Origin of the sequence: Spirosoma oryzae (assembly GCF_003002825.1) — a bacterium.
Taxonomy (GTDB): domain Bacteria; phylum Bacteroidota; class Bacteroidia; order Cytophagales; family Spirosomataceae; genus Spirosoma; species Spirosoma oryzae.
In genome coordinates this window covers 143635-165013 of sequence record NZ_PVTE01000003.1, presented here as the reverse complement: position 1 = coordinate 165013, position 21379 = coordinate 143635, and the positions used below count along the sequence as shown (strand labels likewise).

Here is a 21379-nt window from a genome sequence, read left to right as displayed (position 1 = left end):
CGACCGTCTGTTTGAAACAGGTTGACTTTGCCTATCAAGAAGGGATAATATGCACATCCTCTTGGACTAACCTGTTTCATTATGTCTTTATCTATACGGCTATTTCGCTGGGTAGCTGCGTTATTATTCCTCTACGGTGGTGTGGCGCAGGCGCAAACGATTACGATCACTGCCGTTAGCCCCAATCCCGTCTGTGCGGGCGCGGCAATCACTGTTTCTTATGTACATACGTTTACCGGAACAGGAACCTACACGTTATACTTATACAACGCTGCTGGCTCGGTAGTATCAGCAAAGGGGCCGACAAACCTCAACTGGGTGCCGGGGACCTATTCCGATAATTTAGTCATTCCTGCCGGTCTGCCTACCGGGACCTACACGGTCGGTATTACACGAGTATCCATCACTAATTCTACATACAATAGTCCTCGAAGCGCTGGATTTACGATCAATGCCAAACCGGCGGCTCCGGCGACCAGTCCGGTTAGTGTCTGTCAGGGGGGCGCAACAGTGTCGCTGGTCAATAGTGTTACGGCCACGGGTACGCTGAAGTGGTATACCGCCAGCACGGGCGGAACCGGCAGCACCACGGCCCCGACGCCACCAACCTCAACTGCCGGAACGACAAACTATTACGTAAGCCAGACGATCAACGGTTGCGAGAGCGACCGCGCTACACTAACCGTAACGGTTAACCAACTGCCGGCTAAACCAACGGTGGTTTCCTCGCTCTCGTATTGCCAGAATGCAACGGCCCCCTCACTGGCCGCAGCCGTCACCTCGGGTGGTAACCTGAAGTGGTACACCACGGCAACCAGTGGTGTGGGCTCAACGTCGGCACCTACGCTCAATACCGCGTCGCTAACGCCCGTCACCTACTACGTAAGCCAAGTTGATGGAAACAGCTGTGAAAGCGAGCGGGCTAGTATTACTGTTAGCATCCGAGCCAATCCGAACCCGCCGACTGTCGCCAATACGTCGGTTAGCTACTGTCAGGATCAACCGGCGACCCCCTTGTCGGCGACCCCGGCTGCGGGCGGTACGCTGAACTGGTTTGACCCATCGGGCAACGCGCTGGGCAGCACGGCTCCCACGCCATCGACAACTAATCCGGGAACAGTTCCTCCTTATAAGGTCAGCCAGACGGTTAGTGGCTGCACCAGTACCACGGTTGCCATTACGGTTACGGTCAATGCCAAACCGGCGGTTCCGGCGACCAGTCCGGCTAGTGCCTGTCAGGGGGGCGCAACGGTGTCGCTGGTCAACAGTGTGACGGCTCAGCCGGGTAACACGCTGAAGTGGTACACCTCGCCTACATCGGCCAGTTTAGCTGCGGCCCCGCAGGTCTCGACCAGCCAGGCCGGTCCACCACAGGTGTTTTACGTGAGCCAGACGAACGCCAATGGCTGCGAAAGCGGCCGAGCGGCCATCACATACACGGTCAACGCGCTGCCCAATGCGCCCTCGGTTGTCTCGCCAGTAACGTACTGCCAGAACGATGCTGCACAGCCGCTACAGGCAACAGCTTCGACCAATGGTACGCTGAACTTCTACGGTACAAATGCAACCGGCGGAACCGGCAGCGCCACGGCACCAAAGCCACAGACCCAGTCTAGTGATATCTACTACGTGAGCCAGACGGTCAACGGTTGCGAAGGACCCCGAGCTCCGATTACGGTGGTCATTAACGCGCTGCCGTCCCCGCCTGCTGTTACCACGCCGGTGACGTATTGTCAGTCTGCGACAGTGGCTCCCCTGAGTGCGACAGCCACGAACAACAACACGTTAGTCTGGTATTCGCTCAACGGGCAACCACAGAGCTTTCCTCCGACGCTCCAAAATACGATCACAGGCACAACGTCTTATTCAGTCAGTCAGCGCGATCCGGTGGTAGGCTGTGTTAGTCCACGAGCGATCATCAGTGTAACGATCAACCCTAAACCGGCTGTTCCGACCGTAACCCCGGCCAGCGCCTGTCTGAACAGCGTGCCTAACCCACTGACTCAGTCCGTTACGGCCGCGCCGGGGGGAATGCTGAACTGGTACACGGTCGTGACTGGCGGTACTGGCTCGACGGTTGCGCCTACACTGTCGACCTCGGCCACTGGCACGACGACCTATTATGTCAGCCAGACGAATGGGAGCAACTGCGAAAGTGACCGAACCGCCATTACCTTCACGGTAAACCCCCTTCCGGCGGCTCCTGTGCCAACACCGGCAAAGAATCCGCTGATTTATTGTCAGAACGAAACGGCCGCACAATTAACGGCGGATGGGCAACGCTTGAAGTGGTACTCGGTGGCCAGTGGGGGGAGTCCACTGGCCAATCCGGTCATTCCATCGACGACCGTAGCCGGTCCGCCCGTTACGTATTACGTCAGTCAGACGGATAACAACGGCTGTGAAAGCCCACGGGCCAGCATCACCGTGACGACCGTATCGAGACCGGCAGCTCCAACGGTGAGTTCCCAACCCGTAACGTATTGTCAATTCGCAACGGCTACTCCGCTGAGTGCCACGCCCATTACCGGCAATTCGCTTAACTGGTATGGTACCGCTGCAACGGGCGGAACGGCTTCGGCAACGCCCAATAAGCCAACGACAGATTCAGCGGGTACTAAGTATTATTATGTGAGTCAGACGGATGGTAATGGGTGCGAGAGCAGCCGCCGGGCCTCCATCACCGTAACCGTGAATGCCAAACCGACTGCGCCAACGGCAACCTCCATCGCCCTGTGCCAGAATGCTACCCCCGTTGCCCTGGCTACAGCGGTGACCTCGGGCATCAACCTGAAGTGGTACACGACCCAAACGGGTGGTACGGGCTCAACGGTGGCCCCGACGCTATCGACCGCTGCCGTGGGATCAACTACGTATTACGTGAGCCAGACGAGTGCCGACGGTTGCGAGAGTGACCGGAGTGCGGTGCTGGTAAAGATAAACCCGTTGCCCGTTGCGCCTACCATAACGCCCAACCCGCAGAATCTCTGCCAGAGTTCGGTGCCCAGTCCGCTGACGGCCATCGCTACGGGAACGCTGAAATGGTACAATGATCCTACTTCCAGTCAAAGTTATACGTCGGTCACACCGTCGACGACCAATGTCGGGCCGACTACGTATTACGTGAGCCAGACGAGTGCCGACGGTTGCGAAGGCCCAAAAGCTCCGTTGAACGTGGTGGTTATCCCGAAACCGGTAGCCCCGACGGTTACGTCATCCGTTACGATCTGTCAGGCGGCAACGCCCGTTACGTTAACCGCTACCGGTCAGAATCTAAAGTGGTACACGGACCCGACGGGCGGAACGGCTTCGACTTCGGCACCAACACCACCTAACTCGGCGTCGGGTACCACCACCTATTACGTTACGCAGACCGACAGGAATGGTTGCGAAAGCGACCGGGCGGCTATTGCGTTTCGGGTAAAGGCGAAACCAGCCCCACCCGTTACGGCCCCCGTGGCCTTCTGTTCCAATGCGGTATCGTCACTGACGGCCACCTTCGCTGCCGGTACCAGCCCGAACTGGTACGGCACCAATGCGACCGGCGGAACGGCTTCGGCTTCGGCACCAACGCCATCAACGGCGGTTATTGGCGCACCGGTTCCGTATTACGTCAGCCAGACACTGGAAGGCTGCGAAAGCGATCGGGCGACCGTTGCGGTAACGATCACAGCTCTGCCGGTAGCGCCAACGGTCAGCACTACGCCTGTGTTATACTGTCAGGGTGCGACGGCGCAGCCGCTGTCAGCCACCCCGGCTACCGGGGGTACGCTCAACTGGTACACGACGCAGACCGGCGGGACGTCTTCGCCTAACGCGTTTACCCCGTCGACAGCCAGCAGCGTTCCCCCAACCAGCTACTATTACGTCAGTCAGACAGTGAACGGTTGCGAAGGCCCACGGGCAACCATCGCTGTAACGATCAACCCCAAACCCACAGCACCGATCGCAACGACTGCGGTAACCTATTGCCAGAACGCTCCGGCAACTCCGTTGACCGCCACCGCCAGCGGGACACTGCGCTGGTATACCGACCCGGCCGGTAGCGCAGCCATTCCAACGCCAACACCGTCGACAAGCACGCCCGGCGTCACGAATTATTACGTCACCCAGACAAGCAATAACGGTTGCGAAAGCGACCGGACGACCATCGTCGTAACGATCAATGCGCTACCCGCTGCACCGGTTGTCAGCCAGACAGCCGGTGCCGTTTGCCAGAACAGTACGCCCGTCGCCCTGACGGCAACGGCTGGCTCGGGTGGTACGCTCAACTGGTACACCACGCTCAACGGGCAACCGTCTGCCACTGCTCCCGTTCCGCCAACAACGGTGGCCGGATCGAGTACAACCTACTATGTGAGTCAGACGGTGAATGGTTGCGAAGGGCCAAAAACCGCCATCACCGTCACGGTGACCGCCCTGCCCGCTGCGCCTGCTGTGAGTACACCCGTCAACTACTGTCAGAACGCCGTTGCCCAGCCCCTGTCGGCGACCCCGGCTACCGGTGGTACGTTGAACTGGTACGATCCAGGCGGAACGGCGCTGGGTTCGGCCGCGCCGACGCCCGGTACGAGTATTGCCGGTCCGCAGACCTACGCCGTGAGTCAGATTGTCAATGGTTGTGAAGGAGCCAAAGCCACCATCACCGTCAACATCAATCAGGCTCCGGCGGCTCCGACCACGACAGCGGCACTGGCCTACTGCCAGAACAGCGTGGCCCCGGCCCTGACAGCCACGGGTGCGGGGACGATCAACTGGTACACGACGGCTGGCGGTCCGGCCTCGTCGGTGGCACCGATCCCCACCACGACGACGCCCGGTACGCAGACCTACTACGTCAGCCAGACGGTGAACGGTTGTGAGAGCAGTAAAGTAACCATTGTCGTAACGATCAATGCCCTGCCCGCTGCACCAGTTGTCAGCCAGACGGCCGTAGCCGTTTGTCAGAACAGCACCCCCGTCGCCCTGACGGCAACGGCTGGCTCGGGTGGTACGCTCAACTGGTACACCACGCTCAACGGGCAATCTGCTGCTGCTGCTCCCGCTCCGCCAACAACGGTGGCCGGATCAACTACGACCTACTACGTGAGTCAAACGGTGAATGGTTGCGAAGGACCGAAGACTGCCATCACCGTCACGGTGACTGCCCTGCCCGCTGCGCCCGCTGCTACTACCCCGGTTAACTACTGCCAGAACGCCGTTGCCCAGCCCCTGTCGGCGACCCCGGCTACCGGTGGTACATTGAACTGGTACGATCCAGGCGGAACGGCACTGGGTTCGGCCGCACCAACGCCTAGCACGACTACTGCCGGACCACAGACCTACGCCGTGAGTCAGACTGTCAACGGTTGTGAAGGAGCCAAAGCCACCATCACCGTCAACATCAATCAGGCTCCGGCGGCTCCGACCACGACGGCGGCACTGGCCTACTGTCAGAACAGCGTGGCCCCGGCCCTGACAGCCACGGGTGCCGGTACGATCAACTGGTATACGAGTGCCAACGGTCCGGCTTCGTCGGTGGCACCGATCCCCACCACGACCACTGCTGGTGTACAGACTTACTATGTCAGCCAGACGGTGAACGGTTGTGAGAGCGACAAAGTGACCATCGTCGTGACCATCAAGGCGACGCCCGTTGCGCCAACGCCGGTTAACCCAACGATCAGCCTGTGCCAAAGCGGTACGGCGGCTGCGTTGACGGCGGTTCCCAGCACAGGGGGTACACTCAATTGGTATACGACCGTCGGTGGCGCTGCATCGCCGGTGGCTCCGACGCCCAACACGGGTGCCGCCGGGCAACAGACCTACTATGTCAGTCAGACGATCGATGGCTGCACCGGACCAACAGCGGCTATCGTCGTGACGGTTAATGCCCTGCCGACGGCACCGCTTGTTACCAACGCATCGGTTCACTTCTGCCAGAACAGCACATCGACGCCATTGACGGCGCTGGCCAGTTCGGGGGCTACGCTGATCTGGTATTCCGGTACGGGTGGCACCGGATCGACCACCGCGCCCGTTCCGCCGACGAACGTAGCCGGGCAGCAGATCTATTACGTAAGCCAGTCGACCAACGGTTGCGAAGGCCCACGGACGCCTGTTACGGTTACGATCGACCCGCTGCCTGCCGCCCCGATCACCAGCCCGACGCCGATCACCTATTGTCAGGGCCTGACGGCGCAGCCGCTGACGGCAAGTGGCACAGGCACACTTAACTGGTACACAACGGTCGGTGGCCCCCCGTCGCAAACCGCGCCCATACCATCGACCACTACACCGGGTCTGTTTACGTACTACGTGAGTCAGACGGTGAATGGCTGCGAAGGGCCCCAGGCGTCCATTATCGTGCTGATCAACGCAACGCCGGCGGCTCCGACGGCGGGCGCGGCCCCGACCTATTGCCAGAACGGAACCAGCATTGCCCCGGTGGCCATTCCGAGTTCGGGTGGTACGCTCAACTGGTACACGACGGCAACCGGTGGGTCGCCATCCAGTACCCCGTCCACGCCCCCCGCTGGCACGACGGGTTCGATAACGTACTACGTCAGCCAGAGCATCGGCGGCTGTGAAGGACCACGTGTTGCGCTAACGGCCACGATCAAGCCGTCGCCCGTTGCGCCAACGGTAACGCCCACGCTGGCCTACTGCCAGAACAGCGTGGCTCCAGCCCTGACAGCCATACCGTCGGGTGGTACGCTGACCTGGTATACAGATCCCACCGGCGGTGCAGGGTCACCGGCGCTGACTCCGCAGACCACGACAGTAGGTACGCAATCGTACTACGTGAGTCAGACGGTCGATGGCTGTGAAGGACCACGGGCGGCTGTCGCGGTGACAGTCCGGGCGCTACCGGCGGCTCCGACGACGACTCCCCTGAGTATCTGTCAGAACGGTACACCCTCGTCGCTGGCGCTATCGGTGGCGGCTACCGGACCGGTAAACTGGTACACCGCGCAGACGGGTGGCACGCCCTCGACCGTTGCCCCGGTACCGGTTACGACGAATCCCGGACCGATCACCTATTACGTCAGTCAGACCGACGCCAACGGCTGTGAAAGTCAGCGGTCACTGCTGCTGGTAACGATTACGCCGACGCCGTCGGCACCCGTCGTGCCGACGCTGGCACCCGTCTGTCAGAACACGACGCCGGTTGTGCTGACCGCAGCGGGGCAGGGCCTGAAATGGTATGCCGACGCCACGTCGACGGGTAGCCTGGGTAGTTCGATCGTTCAGCAGACAGGCGTCGCCGGCACCTTTGGTTATTACGTTAGTCAGACAGTCGGCACCTGCGAAGGGCCACGAGCGCTGGCGCAGGTCGTTGTCAACGCGTCACCAGCCGCACCGGTTGTGCAGGCTACGCAGAGTGGCTGTCAGGATGCACCGGCACAACCGCTGACCGCGTCGGGTACGGGCCTGCAATGGTATGATGCCAACGACAGTCAGATTGGTACGCCCACACCCGATACGCGCGTGGATGCCACGCAGACCTACACCTACAAAGTAACCCAGACCGTCAACGGCTGCGTCAGCCCGGCGGCTACGATACTGTACACGGTAACGGCCTTACCCGTGCCGACGGTAACGACACCGGTTGCCTACTGCCAGAATACGCCGGCGCAGCCGCTACAAGCCAGTGGCAGCGGGCTGCGCTGGGTCGATCCGAACGGGGCTGTAACCAGCGCAGCGCCGACTCCATCGACCAGCGTGATTACGGCCGGAGCCAGCTATTCGGTGAGTCAGACAAATGCGCAGGGCTGCGAAAGCCGTAAGGCCGAAATCCGGGTTACCGTCAACGCGCAGGCTGTTGCGGTGCTGAGTGGTACAACAACGGTTAGTGTGGGTGGCGCGGCTCCCCTGACGCTAACGCTGTCGGGTGTCGGACCGTACAGCTATACCCTCTCGAACGGATTCGTTGGTGTGGCCGAGTCGGCCACGGCGGGAACGGTTACCCGCACGATTTCGGTGACGCCCACAGCCTCTACGACGTATACGCTGCTGGGCGTATCGAATGGTTGTGGTGCCGGGAATGCATCGGGTTCGGCGACCGTAACGGTCAACGTACCCAGCATCGTAACGGGGGCGCTGGCCGTCTCGACGGTGTGTACAGGTAGTACAATCGACGTTCCGTTTATCACAAACGGGACGTTCACGACGGGCAATACCTTTGTCGTAGAAATCGCCGTTGCGGGTGATTCGGCGACTCGTCAGTACCGGACGATCTCGACAGGTGTCGTGCAGGGGCCGGTCATCCAGGCAAAGATTCCTGCCAACTACGCGCAGGGACTATACTTCGTCCGGGTGCGGGCGCTGAATTCGAACTACCCCATTGTCGGCACGCGCAGCCCGACCGTATTGAACGTACGGTCGTTGCCAACGGCGTCGATCAGTGCTAGTCGAAGCGTAGTCTACAAAGGGGAGCCGGTTCAGTTGCTGTTTACGTTCAGTGGCGACGCGCCCTGGAGTGCCACGTATCGTGATCGCACAGGAAATCGTACGATCAGCTCGCCGACGAACCCGTATTCCACAACGATCACAGCCGATAGCTCGACGACATATAAGCTACTAAGTGTGACAAACGTCTGTGGCGAAGGACGGATCGACGGGGTCGATTCGGTCAGGATTCGGGTTGACATACTCACGGCGGAGGAGAACCCATTTGCTGCGTCGGTGAACGTCTTCCCGATTCCAACAAACGGTGATCTGACCGTCGTGATCGATGATCCGATGTTACGCAACGAAGCGGAAATTCAACTGGTCCGTCCCAACGGACAGGTTGCGCAAACCGTGAAGACGCGTCAGCGGCAGACGATACTGAAACTGGGCGACGAACCCGCCGGTACCTACCTGCTCCAGATCAGGCTCGGCGACCGATCCACCGTCCGACGCGTGCTGAAGCAGTAAGTCTTGACCACTGATTTAGTTGATTGTGATGATGGACTGTGATTAGAAAAAATCAGTAAAATCAGGCTAATCAGATGAATCACAGTTCAAGATTGTCTGAACTATGATTCATCTGATTAGCCTGATGGGCTTTGATTAAAAATCAGCGGAATCATCGCAATCACAAGAATCACAGTTCAAGACAATCAATAGTCACGACTGACCAGTAACTTCTTCAATGCCAGTATAGCCCCCGGGTCGCTGTGCAGGGCGTATTCCAGCAGGCCAGCCCGCAGCGAGACGGCTCGGGACTGCAAGCTGCGCAACTGCTCCCAGTGTGACGAGGAAAACGGCTGTTCGACGGTCTGTGTCGACAGAAACAGGCTGTCGGTATCGGTGAAGAGGGCGGGGTTGATGCTGAGCGCGTGTAACTCCAGCGACAGCGCCAACAGACTGAAATCGTCGAGGTGACGGTCGAAGTGGTGCAGCGTTCGGGCGGGGTGCCGGTAAGGAAGTGTGCCTAGTTCGGTCGCCGTCAGTCCGTCGAGCATAGGCACGTAAAAACCGTCGTAGTCGATCAGCGTCAGTAGCCCGTCGGGACCGACGAGGATGTTGTCGGGTTTGAGGTCACCGTGGGCAAACGGTTGATTGATAAGCCAGTGCGCCAGCTTGTCGAACCGCCGGGCCAGCTGATGCAGCGCGTCTTTGTGCTGTGCCTGACACAAATCTGCGACATAGCGGGCCAGCGGTTGTCCGTCGATCCATGGCATCGTGACCAGATCGAATTCCCCCGCCTGCCCGAAGCGCGTATCGACCCACAACTCGTTGGTATGGTACGTAAACGGAATCAGGTAATGCGGAAAATGGTCGGCGATGTAGCGGGCAATAAACCAGAGCCGGGTTTGCCGCTGCGGTTCGGCGCGGAGGAAGCAGCGCACCGCCACCACATGCCCCGTTCGACAGTCCTGCATCCGAAAGACCACCGCAAAATTGCCGCTGCTGAAATACAATTGCCCGTCGGGCCGACGCAGCGGTGTCAGGTGATGCAACGTTTTAAATGTATCCGCCGACAGTTCAATGGCTTGTATGTATTCGCTGATGGATGGGTACATGGTCAGGCGTCGATCAGCAAACAGGTATAATCATCGATGCCCAGCAATTGCTGTCGGCGAAGCTGTTGGGTATAGGTCAGAAAAGTAGCCGCTGAGGTCAGCGCGTCACGCAAGGGGTTCCAGACCAGCTCGCTAAACCGCCCGGCTTTCCCCGCCCAGTGAGTGAGATGTGTCTGCGCCCGCTGCCCCAGTGCCGTCGGTTTCTGCGCCAGTGCCGCCAGCGACGGCGTGTCGCCCGACAAAGCGGCATGGGCCATCAACACGTACTGTCCCAGCGTATCGGTAAACAGGGCGTACTGCTGCCCCGGCTGATGCGACCATACTCCCGACTGCATGCCGTCTGCTTTGGGGAAATCCAGCCAGTTCAGCAGGTACGGGGCCGACTCGAACTGACGCAGGTCGGGGTTGGCGGCTACCAGCCTGTCAGTAGTCGGTTGGTAACGTACCGTAACCGCATCGCCGTAGACGAACCAGTGCAATCGATCGCCCTGCCGATGAAGCGTCGCCAGCGTGGCACCGGAGCCTTCGTACATGAATTTGTGATTGATAAACGGGTCCGCTTCTGCGCGGGGCCGGTAGCGGTCGAAGAAGGGCATCCAGTGGCCGTCCAGCCAGTTGCTCAGTTTGTTCAGATCGGCAAACGGCTGCGCCGGGATACCCTGTGTCAGATGTTGTGCCCACTCGCCGACAAAAATGCCCGTTCCGCCAGCCCCGTCGGCTACCGCCCACACACCGGCCAGATCGTTGGCGTGAGCCGCGTCTTCGTTGTCAGCGTACAGGGGCGCTTCCTTGCCGACTGATTGTCCGTAGCTGGTCACGGTTCCGACGATAGGTTGGCGGTGAAACTATGGTTGTGCTGCGTGGGTGTACCAATATTCATGAACTTGACCAGCGCATCCATGTCGGCGTTACTGCACATGCCCACGTAACTCGTTCGCTGATCGAGCCCGAACAGACTGGCGATGTCGGCATGGTATGGCGTGGGCATCTCGCTCGACATGTCGTACAGCAGCCGCGCGTATTGATCGGTACCCAGGTCGTCGGCGCGGGCCGGAAACAGGATGCTGTTGCCCCGCTCGTCGGATACGTGAATATTCATCAGCAGGACGTTGCCGTCCATCGAGCGCAGTGCTTTCAGCCGGTCGCAGCAGGCCAGCAGTTCATCGGCCGTGGCATCCGTCGCGACGCCGTCGGTGATGTTGATGACCGTAGGTGGATAGACATCGTTGCCCTGCTGCGTTGCCAGCCATTGCCCGACCAGCGATTCGGCCAGGCAGATCGCGCTTTTCATGGGCGTGCGGTAGTTGTGCACCGCGTTGAGCCAGACCGGCCGTTTTTCCGTAACTGTTACCGCCCGCCCCCGGATGTTCCGCTCGACCGTCACTTCATCGACCCGAAGAGTAGCCCCGGCCAGTTCGGCGGGGGTAAGAAAGAACTTTCCGACCGCAGCCCCCGACCAGAGCGATACGGCCTGCTCATCGTTGAGACCGCCGTAGCCGATAAGCGCGATGTCGTAGTAATGCCGGACCTCGTCGCCTTTCTGACAGCGCAGTGCCAGTTCCAGCAGCGTCTGATTGACGATCTGCGCCACCGCTGCCGCCTTCGACAGGACCCGCCCCCGGTAGGTCGTTCGCTCGTCCATCGATCCCGATTGATCGATCAGAAACAGAAAGGCCGTGGGCGACTGCCGCATGATCTGCGCTGAGTAGGGCCGGGCTTTTACGGGCGTTTGCAGGACGGTGTCCAGCGCCTGCTGCCAGTCGGAAACAGGCAGGGCGGACGAGCGGACGGGGGCTTGATCGGGCATGGCAGTAGTACGCAAGTTACGGTGGTATACCTACCGTTGCAACTGCGCCAGCTGCTGTGTCAACGCCGTATGCAGTTGGGTAAAATGGGCCGTTAGGTCTGTCCCGTTAGTCATGTACTGGTAGGCCGACTCGGCTGTCAACTGCGCGATCTCGGCCTGCAACGCCTGCTGCCGATCGGTAAGGCGCTGTAGCCACTGCCGGAGCGTATCGATGCTGTACGTCGTGTCATCCTGAACCAGAAACAGCCGCCCGTCGGTCAGGTCCTGCACCAGCCGCCGGACGGTGGGGAAGTCCTGCCGTTGGTAGGCGTCGTTGAGCTGCATCATAAACGCCGTTGCCTGTGCCATCCGGTCGGGATCGGCCGTGTGCCGGTCGGGGTGGGCCAGCGTCACGGCCTGCCGGTAGAGTCGCTTGAGTTCAGGCTGTGCCGTTTCTGCCAGATCGACCGGCTGATGCGCGATGGCGTCCTGAATAACCCGGTTGGTGCTGTCGAGTCGTTCCTGCCAGCCCCGCGCGGCTTCCGCATCGCTCCGCCGACCTGTCTGCCCCGCTCGTTGTCGGGCAAGCTGTAGTTGCACCGCCAGTAATTCAGTCAGCAGATCGCCCACTCGTCCTCGCAGCAGCCGGTAGTACTGCTCGATCTGGTACTGACATCCCGCTTTCTCTTCTTCCAGTTGGGCTACCGTGTCTTCCAGCGCCCGAACTTGGGCCAGTAGTTGCGCGGTGGCGGGGTGGCGTGTAAGCGTAGTTTGTTGAGTGATCATGGTCGCCAAAGATACTGGAAAGGTTCGCGTAGTAAATGGCTGATTATGAGTAAATAATTTACCTGCCGTTTGTTTGAAAAGTGGTGGGGACTGGTTGGCTGAACGGGTTCTTTTTACAACCTTGTCAACACGGTTTTGAAACCCGTCGATCACCTATGTCATACCCATCCAGTACGTATCAGCCTGCTCATACCCGCATTGTTTCCCCGGTATCATCGCCGTCGAGCGGTGGAACGAGGACCAGCACATTACAGGCAAAAATTGACACGAGTCCCCGGCAGGTGATGCAGCAAAAGCGGGTGGCTATCCTGAAAGGAGTGATTATCCAGCGAAAGGGGTTGCCGGCTGGTCTGAAAGCCGGTATCGAGCAGCTTTCCGGTATGTCGATGGATGACGTACGGGTACACTACAACTCAGCAAAGCCAGCTGGGGTAGGCGCACTAGCGTACGCACAAGGCAGCGATATCTACCTGGCTCCGGGCCAGGATCGTCACCTGGCTCACGAAGCCTGGCACGTAGTCCAGCAGCGTCAAGGGCGCGTTAGGCCCACTATCGGCGTGAATGGAATGGCGGTCAACGACAACGTGCAGTTGGAACGCGAAGCCGATATAATGGGGGCACGAGCAGATGGAATGTAGCTAGATTGTAACCCATTCTCTTCTGAAAGAACTACTAACAAGCACAATTTTCTGGATAGATCATAACCAGAAGCAAGTTAGCCATCCAGCCGATGCGGTGAATGCCTGGCTGATTAGTAAATGATCGATCAACCAACCAGTATACAAACTGATGTGCTACCAGCTTGCTTTCCGGTAGGGAAGCGGTTGTAGCGGCCAATGAAACTCACTGGCGAAGTATTGGACCAACAGAAAAAACTACTCTTATGAAAGCATTTCAGGCATTAGTCAACCACCGAGCCAGCGCTAATTCGGTAACTCAACGTCAAGCATCGGCTTCCTTTACCAGTAGTCATGCCGTGGCTCAACAAGCACTTCACGCTGCGATTAACGGTAGCGCTCATCTGAAAAAAACTGCACATATTCAACAGGTAACCCAACGTGCCGCCGTAGCAGAGCCTCTCATTCAGCGCAAAGGAAACAAGCATTTGAAGCGCTTTTTAAACGTCATAACACTGGGAGGACGTAAACTCTACGTCAACCACAAACGTGCTGCAGCGGCCGGACAGAATCAGGCCGTACAAATCCCGAATCACGTCGATCAACCGAACCATACAGAGGCTGACTTCTTAGCGGCTTATGGTAAGTCCAGATACTATCACAACACGAGTGAGGACAATTTAAAATCAATCGACGAAAACGGTTTATTGAACTATAAAGATCGTGTGAATATGCTTGGCAATGACGTGGTAGGTATGTCAATCAGGGCGGGAGGTGAATATGCTGGTGATGAAAAGAAGGGCGTGTTTATGGGGCCGAAGAAATTTATGCTTGAAAACAATCTGACGTCTCATCCAGTACGTGCTTTTTTGTCTGCTGAAAGAACTACCATTCACCACTGGAGGAAAGAAGGCGTATCCTCTCAAGAGTTAGTACTCGATGAAAAGTTTAGGGGAGGGGCTGTTATCACCAAGGATAGTGTGTACAGTTCGCACGTAACGGCTAAGAAACTTGAGGATATGTTGGACGAAAATGATCCTAAACTTAACTCGATTCTCGACGCAATTGCCTCTCATTATGAAGGGCCGGCTCCGGATAAAGATATAATGAAAGGATTTATGCGATCAGCGATTGGTGGCCGGCGATTGTCGAACGCTGCTTTCGATAACGCGTAGCTGTAAAATGGCATAGATTTAATCATACATAAAAGAATCAGGTTGTTGTAAAAGATAACTTGATTCTTTTATAAAATTACTCACTATGAAAGCGTATGTTGTACCAAACTGCAAAGCAGACTTCCAGGATAGTAAGCGTGAGGCTATTCAACTAAAAGCCACAACCACCGTACCGGATAATCGGCTAACAGCCGTTAAGCAACGGGTTATTCAACAGGCTGTTATGGCCCGGCAGGGGGGTGGCATGCCGAAGATGATTCAGCGTGTTGCAGGCAGCCGGAATCAATTCAATGGTTACGTTGGTAGCAACTCTTTGGTCCAGCGTAAGGTTGTTGATGGTTCGAACAGTTATTCAGGTAGTGAAATTTACAAACGTCATAAAGCCACATTTGATGAGGCAGGTGTCTCCAAAAGTGAGCTTGTAGAATTCGTCGATGGGTATCCTGATATAACACTTAAAGACCTTTTTCAAAGGTTTAAAATAAAACCCGTGGTAGAAATGGACGCTGATCCATGCGATGAAGAAAAAAAAGCCAGCAAAGAAATTGTAAGAACCAGTGCAACAGCTAAGAAACACCGAAAAGTTTACAAAACACCGAAACTGACGTGCCAAGAGCCCGTCTGCTACCATACCAGCCGAGTTATAAAATTAAATAGTGATGGTACCGAGAAAGGTTATGCTAATAAACATGGACGGTTGCAGGCTCCCCCAGTTGCTCACCATAAAGATTCACCTGCTAATATTCGTCTTGCCGCCCTTAATGACGTAGCAAGAGAATTAACGAAAAAATATGGCAAATCCTTTGATGCTATTAAATTAAACAGCCGGTTTAGATTTATACGAAAAAAAGTAGAATGGACATCAAGTTTAGGGAAGCATCATCAGAGTCACACGACCTGTAACCTGCGTAATAAAGATATTACTTGGAAGTCTTTAGCGGAAACGAGAAAAAATATGATGCGCAAAAAAGTGAGAGCCTATTTAAAGCGTAAACGATTTAGCCGGGAACTTAAAGATTTATAATTTCAATTAGACACCCGTATTTATAATGTAATGAATACGGGTGTCTGTTAATACCGCCGATTCGTACTCTTGGCCACATCCTCTAGTGTCCTGCCCGATTTGTGAAATTCTTTTTTGAGACCCGTCAGGATATCGTCCTGACGGATGGGGCGGTGGTGCTGCGACGCTGCCAGCACACAATAGCGTAGCACGTTGATGATCGCTCCGCCCGCGATGGTATACTTCTCGGCGATGCTCTCGAAGTCTACGTCTTTAGCCAACTCGTAGGGGCCGTTGAAGGCTTGTTTCCAGAGCTGCGTGCGCTTGCTGGCGTTAGGGGCAGGGAAGTGGATAATCGACTGAAAACGCCGGGCGAAGGCTTCGTCGATATTGTCTTTCAGGTTGGTGGCCAGAATGACCACGCCGGGAAAATCTTCGATGCGCTGTAGCAGGTAAGCCACTTCCTGATTGGCGTGGCGGTCGTTGGATGAATTGGTTTCGGAGCGTTTGCCAAACAGGGCGTCGGCTTCGTCGAAGAAAAGAATCCATTTGCGACTCTGGGCTACGTCGAATACCCGACCGAGGTTTTTCTCGGTTTCGCCGATGTACTTCGACACGACCATCGACAGGTCGATCTTGTACACGTCCAGCCCGGTCGAGCGGCCGAGCAGACTGGCGGTCAGGGTCTTTCCCGTACCGGGAGGGCCGTAGAACAGCGCCCGATAGCCCGGTTTGAGGTACTTCTTCAGGTGCGCGTCTTTCATCAATTCATCCGCCTGGTCGATCCACGATTTGATCTCCATCACTTCGGCCATCACGTGCGACTCAATGACCAGGTCGGACCAGTCCATGTTGGTCGACACAAGGCTGGCGGGGAAGTCGGGGCTGAAGTTAGGCTTGCTGAATTCGCCGGTGGTCAGATAAGCGACGTAGTCGGGTGTCAGCAGTAGGGGGGCACTCAACGCCGGTTCTTCGGGATCGGCTACGCTCAGTCGAATAATGTTCTTGCGCAGCAGAACCGATTCATGCAGCAGCATCGTTTGCAGCCGGACGCGCCGTTGAACATCATCGCCAGCCAGCAGGAATAAGGCTGTTTCGCCCGTGGGGAGAAAGCCACTGTGGTTTTTGCCTTTGATGCCGCCAAACTCGGTAAAGCCCCGGTCGTAAGCGGTATTCCGAACGAAAAAATAATCGAGCAGTTGCGGACGGATGTGTGGGGTTAATGTCAGGATGAGAACCAGACGTTCTACGGCGTTCAGTTCGTTACTGACAAGCAGACGACCGTACGGGGAAGGGTCGTCGCTGACGTCGGGCATGGGAATGGCCTCGACGGAGTCGTAGTCGCACTCAGTCTGGAAATACAGACTCATGCGCGTACTGATTACCGCTTCCAGCCAGTCGAGTTCCTGCTGAATCAGCGATGCATTGGTAATGATATGAAGTACTTCTTCCAAAACGGGCCGTCGTTAGGTGTCCTTTGTATGGGTAAAGCCGCTGGTCTTCCGGTGAAACTGATCGATCGCCCGCTGCTGCGTCTGGATAGGCTTGCGGTAGCGCAGGTAAGCGATGCCCCAGCCCAGGGTAAAGGCGGCTCCCAGCAAAAAGAGCATTTCGATCAGGGCAACCCAGGGGTTCAGCGGATTCATCAGGAGAGCAGGTGGGTATAGTCCAGGTTGTTGCCCCGGCGCATCTGTTCCTGCCAGCTGCGCAGTTCGTCCCAGCGCCCGTTGGCGGCCAGCCCGGCCTGACCGGGCCAGGTGACGGGGTCGTAGGTAAACAATAGCGGTCCGTGTTCGGCCAGCACCCGGCGCACCGTCGTAACGGGCGTCTGGGCCAGTTGCTCAAAGCGAAAAATGCCGATGCCGTTTAGAATGGCTTCGGCTTTCGCATTGATGCCCGCTATCTCTTTCAGGTCGTCGCTGCCGGGCGTCACGACGAACACTTCTTCAACCTCGGGTTCGATAAGTGGTATCCCGTCGGTATCGGTCTCTAACAGCCGCCGGGTGGTCATCAGGTTACGCAGGCGCTGCTCGTAATAGTGGCTGAAGATCAGGTACCCCAACAGGGCCGTACCCTGTAGCATCAGGAAGTGCAACAGGCTGGCGTTCTGGAGGTGATACGGATTCAGATCGAACATATTAGCGTTGGACTATGACCAGCGTGACGCGCCGGTTGGCTTCGCGGCCTTCGGGCAGGGCGTTCGGCGCAATGGGGTTTTTATCGCCCATGGCTATCACCGTAAACTGCCGCCTGGGGACACCCTGTTTTACGAGCTGATCCCGTACCGCCATCGCCCGCGCCCGCGACAGCCGGAGGTTACCGGCGACGGTACCCACGCTATCTGTATGACCCGTGATGCGGAGCCGTTCGCGCGGGTGGATACGCAGATAAGCAACAGCTTCATGGGCAAACCGGTCATTGTCTGGGGTGTGGATGTATGCCGTACTTCCCGTCGGGAAGTACAGCTGAAGCGGGTGAACCAGATCGACGTAGTACTGATGCCGTGCCAGCCAGTCGGCGTCGATGCGAATCGGCGCAAAGGCAAACGACAGCGCACTGGTGGAGTCGCGGATGACCGGAAACGACTCGGCCTGTTGCCCCCGAATCGCCAGCTGCTCGTCGGGGACGTCCGCGTCAAGCAGGTAGTCCTGCACGGCCTGCGCCCGTAACGCGCCCAGATTGCCGGTCAGCGTCTGGCGGCTTTCGGCGGGGGTGTGGTAACCCGTTACGATGAGTAGCCGACGCGGGTTGCGTCTGAGGTAATCGGCCAGCGTGTCGAGGGCCGACCGATTACCCAGGGGGCGCAGCCTGCTTTCGCCCTGATGAAACAGGTTGCCGGGTAGTCGCAACCGTAGCTGCGTACCGTCGACGATGCGGATGGGTGGCAGGACCAGTTCGGTCGAGAACCGGATGCGTTTGATGTAGAACAGGTGGACCAGCACGGACCCCGTTACCCACACGCCCAGCAATGCCCACCACAGCCACAACCTGCTCATACGGACGTCTTAGCTATTGATCGGCCAGCCCGCGTCGTACTTGGCGTTGCCAATATCGATCTTCTCGGCGGTGATGGAGATGTCGGCGCTGAAGTTACTGGAGCCAGCGGGCTGAAACCCTTCTTTGTAGCTACTGATATACCCGTTCTTGAAATTGACGGTCCGGAAAACGGCGTCTTTGCCGGATTGCCAGAATTCGATTTTACCTTCTTCGATGGGTTTGTTCTGGGCATTGACCATCAGGTCAATCAGGCTTTCTTTTTCTGTTATCTCGAGCGTGAGCGACATGTCGCCCGCCCGAACCGCCGACGACGGCCGCCCTTTCTGATCGAAATCCCGAGAGAACGACGTGCCAAAACTGAGCACGTCAAATTTGTCAGCTTTAATGGTAAGCTGGGCGGTAAACCCTACGTTGTCATCTGCCATGATCGTGGTACTGTTAGTGGGTAGGAGGATTAGGATTTTTTAGGCCACCGTTGGTCCAACAGGGCATTCTGAATTTTGATCGTTTCGGCCGACAGGGTCAGCGAACAGGTATAGGCATTACCCGCTACCGAGAACGATTCCGAGTAATTGACGATGTATGCATTTGTAAATTCAAACTTACGGGTTACCCCGTCGTCACCCGCATCGGTGAATTCCAGTGAGCCTTTGTCAAACGGCTTATTTTGCGAATTGACCATGTGCTCTACCAGGGATGATTTATCGGTCACCTCTACCGTGAAGGAGAACTGACCGCCCATCACGTGGCTGGATGGCCGCCCTTTTACGTCGACGCTCCGCGTGAAGCCGATGTCTCCGCCAAGAATGTCGTATTCGTCGGCTCCTAGCTTGATCTTACTTGAGTATGGCATGCTGTTGTCTGGATTAAGAGGTATGAATTGATTGGTGAGGGTTTACGGTTTAAACACAGAGGAATGGAGAAGGCACTGAGAACACAGAGAACAGAGCGATATAATAGCTACAATCATTCGCTCTGTTTTCTCTGTGAGACCTCCGTTCCTCGGTGTTTAAAAACTACAGTTGACCGTAGTCAGATACCCATTCCGGGCTTTCGACGTCGTCGCCCCGCCGACCGTCGAGCCGGATGACGAAGCTCTTGGCGGGGAAGTACGGCGTCAGCCGGATGTCGAGGTAGATCCGGTCTTTGATCTTGTCGTCGCGTTCCAGGCGCATGATGCGGAACTGATCGATGAGCTTGTCGGGCCCTTTGATGCTGTCGAGGAAACCGGCGATCTGACGGCGCAGGTCGGCTTCGATCAGCGAGTTCCAGTTTTCAAACGCCCGGCGGTTGAGGAAGTCGAACAGCACCTTCACGATGTAGTCGAATACGCGCACGACCGAGTAGGTCTGTAAGCCCATATTGTCGCCGTTGAAGAGCGACTTGCTGCCGAAGGCCATGACCCGGCCGTACTCGTCGATCATCGGTACGAGGTTGAGCCGCTCCACCGCCGACAGTTCGCTTTTGCGCAGCGGGAAACGGACGCCCGGCACTTCGTTCATACCACCGTGCTTCTTGCCCGCCGTTACCTGCGACATCAGCGTGTAGTAGATCTTACCGGCCAGGGCTGCGGAGGGGGGGACGTAGAGGTGCTCGGTTTCACCCACTTCGGCCACTTTGCTGCGACCAACGAGCCAGTTACAGGTCATGACGATGCTCGACCGGAACAGTTCGGCACCGCTCATGTTGGCCGTGCTGAACAGGTCGATGACGTCGTCGGAGCTTTCCAGGTCGGCGAAGTCGGTGAAGAGCGTTACCTTATTGGCGTGGGCAATTTTACCCCATTTTTCCAGCACCGCGTTCGAGCCCATGAAGCCTGGTACCACCAGCAGCGAGTAGTTCTGCCGCAGGTCGAGCCGGTCATATTGCTGCTTCAGCTCGTTAGCCACATGGTCGATGAAGCGGGGGTTGTCGAGGTCGGTCAGCTGGTCGAAGCTGGCGTTCATCACCGATACGTTCGACAGCTTTTCGCCTTCCGTATTTTTATAGAACAGCGACAGCGCCCGGTAGCTCGTTTCGAGTTCGCGGGTCGTTTCCAGCGCCGTCAGCAGGTTTTTCTGGAGATTCTGCTCGACCTCAGCGGCTTTCTTATTGGCCGTATCGAGCATTTCGTTCTGGTTGTCCGACGATTGCAGGACTTCGATCCAGAGCTTAAGTTTTTCTTTCAGCACCGCCCGGTCGTTGACCTTGGTTTCGTCGCCGAGGTAGATTTTTTTACGGGCTTTGCGATCGGGGTTCAGGTTCTGCGAATTGTCGATAAAGCTCTCGATAAACGCATAGCCGCCGAAGGCCGACAGGGCACCGAGGCCGGGGAGGGCGGTGGGGCGGCTAACGGCGGTTGAGGGCCGGGCGTCGGCTTTGGTTTTGGGTACTGCTGGTTCGCTTTCCATAGAAAAGGAATGGGAGTGATTGAGAGAAAGAAGGTTCTAAAAGTTGGCTTAGGCGTCGGCCTTGTCGTTTTCGTCGAGTTCCGCTACGAGCGCCTGTAGCGTCTCGATGAGGGCCGCTTTGGTGTCGGGGTTGCTGAGGGCGGTTTGCAGAATGCGGTGGCCCTGTAGTCGGCGGCCGATCTGCGTATACTCCTGATACTGGGCATCGGCCGAGCGCAGGAACGGGCTGCTGGCCACCATTTCTTTCACGCGGAAATCGGCTACGCTGCGGAACTGCATGGTTTCTTTGACGGGCATACCGTCGATCGACTCCATCTCAACGGCCACCTCGGGTTTGTAGTGGTCGAATACTGCTTCGACGGTTTTCAGACCGTACACCACTTCGGGATTGACGGGAGCTTCCTGCGTGAGTTTCTGAGCGAGCAGCGTGCGGTTGAAGGGAATACTGGCAATGCCCTCCGCTGATTCGGGCTTGATCTCGTTGCCACCAATTTCGAAGTCAAACATGTTTTTCTGGCTAGATTTAGTTTGGTCAAATCTAGCCAGAAGAGGAGGGGTCGCAAGGCATCTAACCAGCCACGGGGAGCGTTTTCAAACAAACGGTCTGTTTATTTGGATACGTCGATTTACATG

The 21379-nt window shown here is 57.2% G+C and carries 16 protein-coding genes; 4 read left to right on the top strand and 12 right to left on the bottom strand.

The genetic code is table 11. From position 1 onward, the window contains the following. The first annotated feature begins 81 nt into the window (after window positions 1-81). Window positions 82-8901: an Ig-like domain-containing protein gene (locus CLV58_RS04490; RefSeq protein ID WP_146141358.1), complete on the top strand. Its 8820-nt coding sequence runs from the start codon at window positions 82-84 to the stop codon at window positions 8899-8901. Between the two features lie 185 nt (window positions 8902-9086). Here the strand turns inward: CLV58_RS04490 and CLV58_RS04485 are convergent, their stop codons facing one another. From CLV58_RS04485 to CLV58_RS04470, 4 genes are read right to left on the bottom strand one after another with little or no spacing between them, the layout of a single operon-like run. Further along, on the bottom strand, window positions 9087-9992 hold the full coding sequence (locus tag CLV58_RS04485) for a phosphotransferase (protein WP_106136583.1): 906 nt from the start codon (window positions 9990-9992) through the stop codon (window positions 9087-9089). Window positions 9993-9994: 2 nt separating this feature from the next. Beyond that, window positions 9995-10810: a hypothetical protein gene (locus tag CLV58_RS04480; RefSeq protein ID WP_106136582.1), complete on the bottom strand. Its 816-nt coding sequence runs from the start codon at window positions 10808-10810 to the stop codon at window positions 9995-9997. Then, window positions 10807-11799 (bottom strand): vWA domain-containing protein, encoded by a 993-nt coding sequence (locus tag CLV58_RS04475; RefSeq protein WP_106136581.1) that lies wholly within the window; start codon window positions 11797-11799, stop codon window positions 10807-10809. Before CLV58_RS04475 ends, CLV58_RS04480 begins: the two co-directional genes overlap by 4 nt. A gap of 30 nt (window positions 11800-11829) precedes the next feature. Then, window positions 11830-12564, bottom strand: a complete 735-nt coding sequence (locus tag CLV58_RS04470) for a J domain-containing protein (RefSeq protein WP_106136580.1) — start codon at window positions 12562-12564, stop codon at window positions 11830-11832. Between the two features lie 155 nt (window positions 12565-12719). On the opposite strand from CLV58_RS04470, the gene CLV58_RS04465 reads away from it, so the two are divergent. From CLV58_RS04465 to CLV58_RS04455, 3 genes are all read left to right on the top strand, one after another. Beyond that, window positions 12720-13202 carry an eCIS core domain-containing protein gene (locus CLV58_RS04465; RefSeq protein WP_106136579.1) on the top strand — a complete coding sequence of 161 codons (483 nt, stop codon included), beginning with the start codon at window positions 12720-12722 and terminating at the stop codon, window positions 13200-13202. 245 nt (window positions 13203-13447) lie between these two features. After that, complete coding sequence (locus tag CLV58_RS04460; RefSeq protein WP_106136578.1) at window positions 13448-14356, top strand: hypothetical protein; 909 nt, start codon at window positions 13448-13450, stop codon at window positions 14354-14356. A gap of 85 nt (window positions 14357-14441) precedes the next feature. Next, entirely contained in the window at window positions 14442-15380 is a 939-nt protein-coding gene (locus CLV58_RS04455; protein WP_106136577.1) for a hypothetical protein, read from the top strand. 47 nt (window positions 15381-15427) lie between these two features. On the opposite strand, the gene CLV58_RS04450 is transcribed toward CLV58_RS04455, so the two are convergent. The 8 genes from CLV58_RS04450 to CLV58_RS04415 form a co-directional block, all read right to left on the bottom strand. After that, entirely contained in the window at window positions 15428-16813 is a 1386-nt protein-coding gene (locus tag CLV58_RS04450; RefSeq protein WP_245882204.1) for an ATP-binding protein, read from the bottom strand. A gap of 12 nt (window positions 16814-16825) precedes the next feature. Beyond that, on the bottom strand, window positions 16826-17005 hold the full coding sequence (locus tag CLV58_RS04445) for a hypothetical protein (RefSeq protein ID WP_106136576.1): 180 nt from the start codon (window positions 17003-17005) through the stop codon (window positions 16826-16828). After that, complete coding sequence (locus CLV58_RS04440) at window positions 17005-17496, bottom strand: hypothetical protein (RefSeq protein WP_106136575.1); 492 nt, start codon at window positions 17494-17496, stop codon at window positions 17005-17007. The genes CLV58_RS04445 and CLV58_RS04440 overlap by 1 nt, the downstream gene beginning before the upstream one ends. A gap of 1 nt (window position 17497) precedes the next feature. Next, window positions 17498-18355, bottom strand: a complete 858-nt coding sequence (locus CLV58_RS04435) for an OmpA family protein (protein WP_106136574.1) — start codon at window positions 18353-18355, stop codon at window positions 17498-17500. A 9-nt stretch (window positions 18356-18364) separates the two neighbouring features. Continuing rightward, a complete protein-coding gene (gene tssD, locus CLV58_RS04430) occupies window positions 18365-18781 on the bottom strand; it encodes a type VI secretion system tube protein TssD (RefSeq protein WP_106136573.1) in 417 nt (138 codons plus the stop codon). A gap of 29 nt (window positions 18782-18810) precedes the next feature. Continuing rightward, the gene (gene tssD, locus CLV58_RS04425; RefSeq protein WP_106136572.1) at window positions 18811-19209 is read right to left on the bottom strand and encodes a type VI secretion system tube protein TssD; all 399 of its coding nucleotides are present in this window, start codon (window positions 19207-19209) and stop codon (window positions 18811-18813) included. A gap of 163 nt (window positions 19210-19372) precedes the next feature. Next, window positions 19373-20746 (bottom strand): DUF5458 family protein, encoded by a 1374-nt coding sequence (locus CLV58_RS04420; RefSeq protein WP_106136571.1) that lies wholly within the window; start codon window positions 20744-20746, stop codon window positions 19373-19375. Window positions 20747-20794: 48 nt separating this feature from the next. After that, window positions 20795-21253, bottom strand: coding sequence for a hypothetical protein (locus tag CLV58_RS04415; RefSeq protein WP_106136570.1), 459 nt, complete (start codon window positions 21251-21253; stop codon window positions 20795-20797). Window positions 21254-21379: the final 126 nt, after the last annotated feature.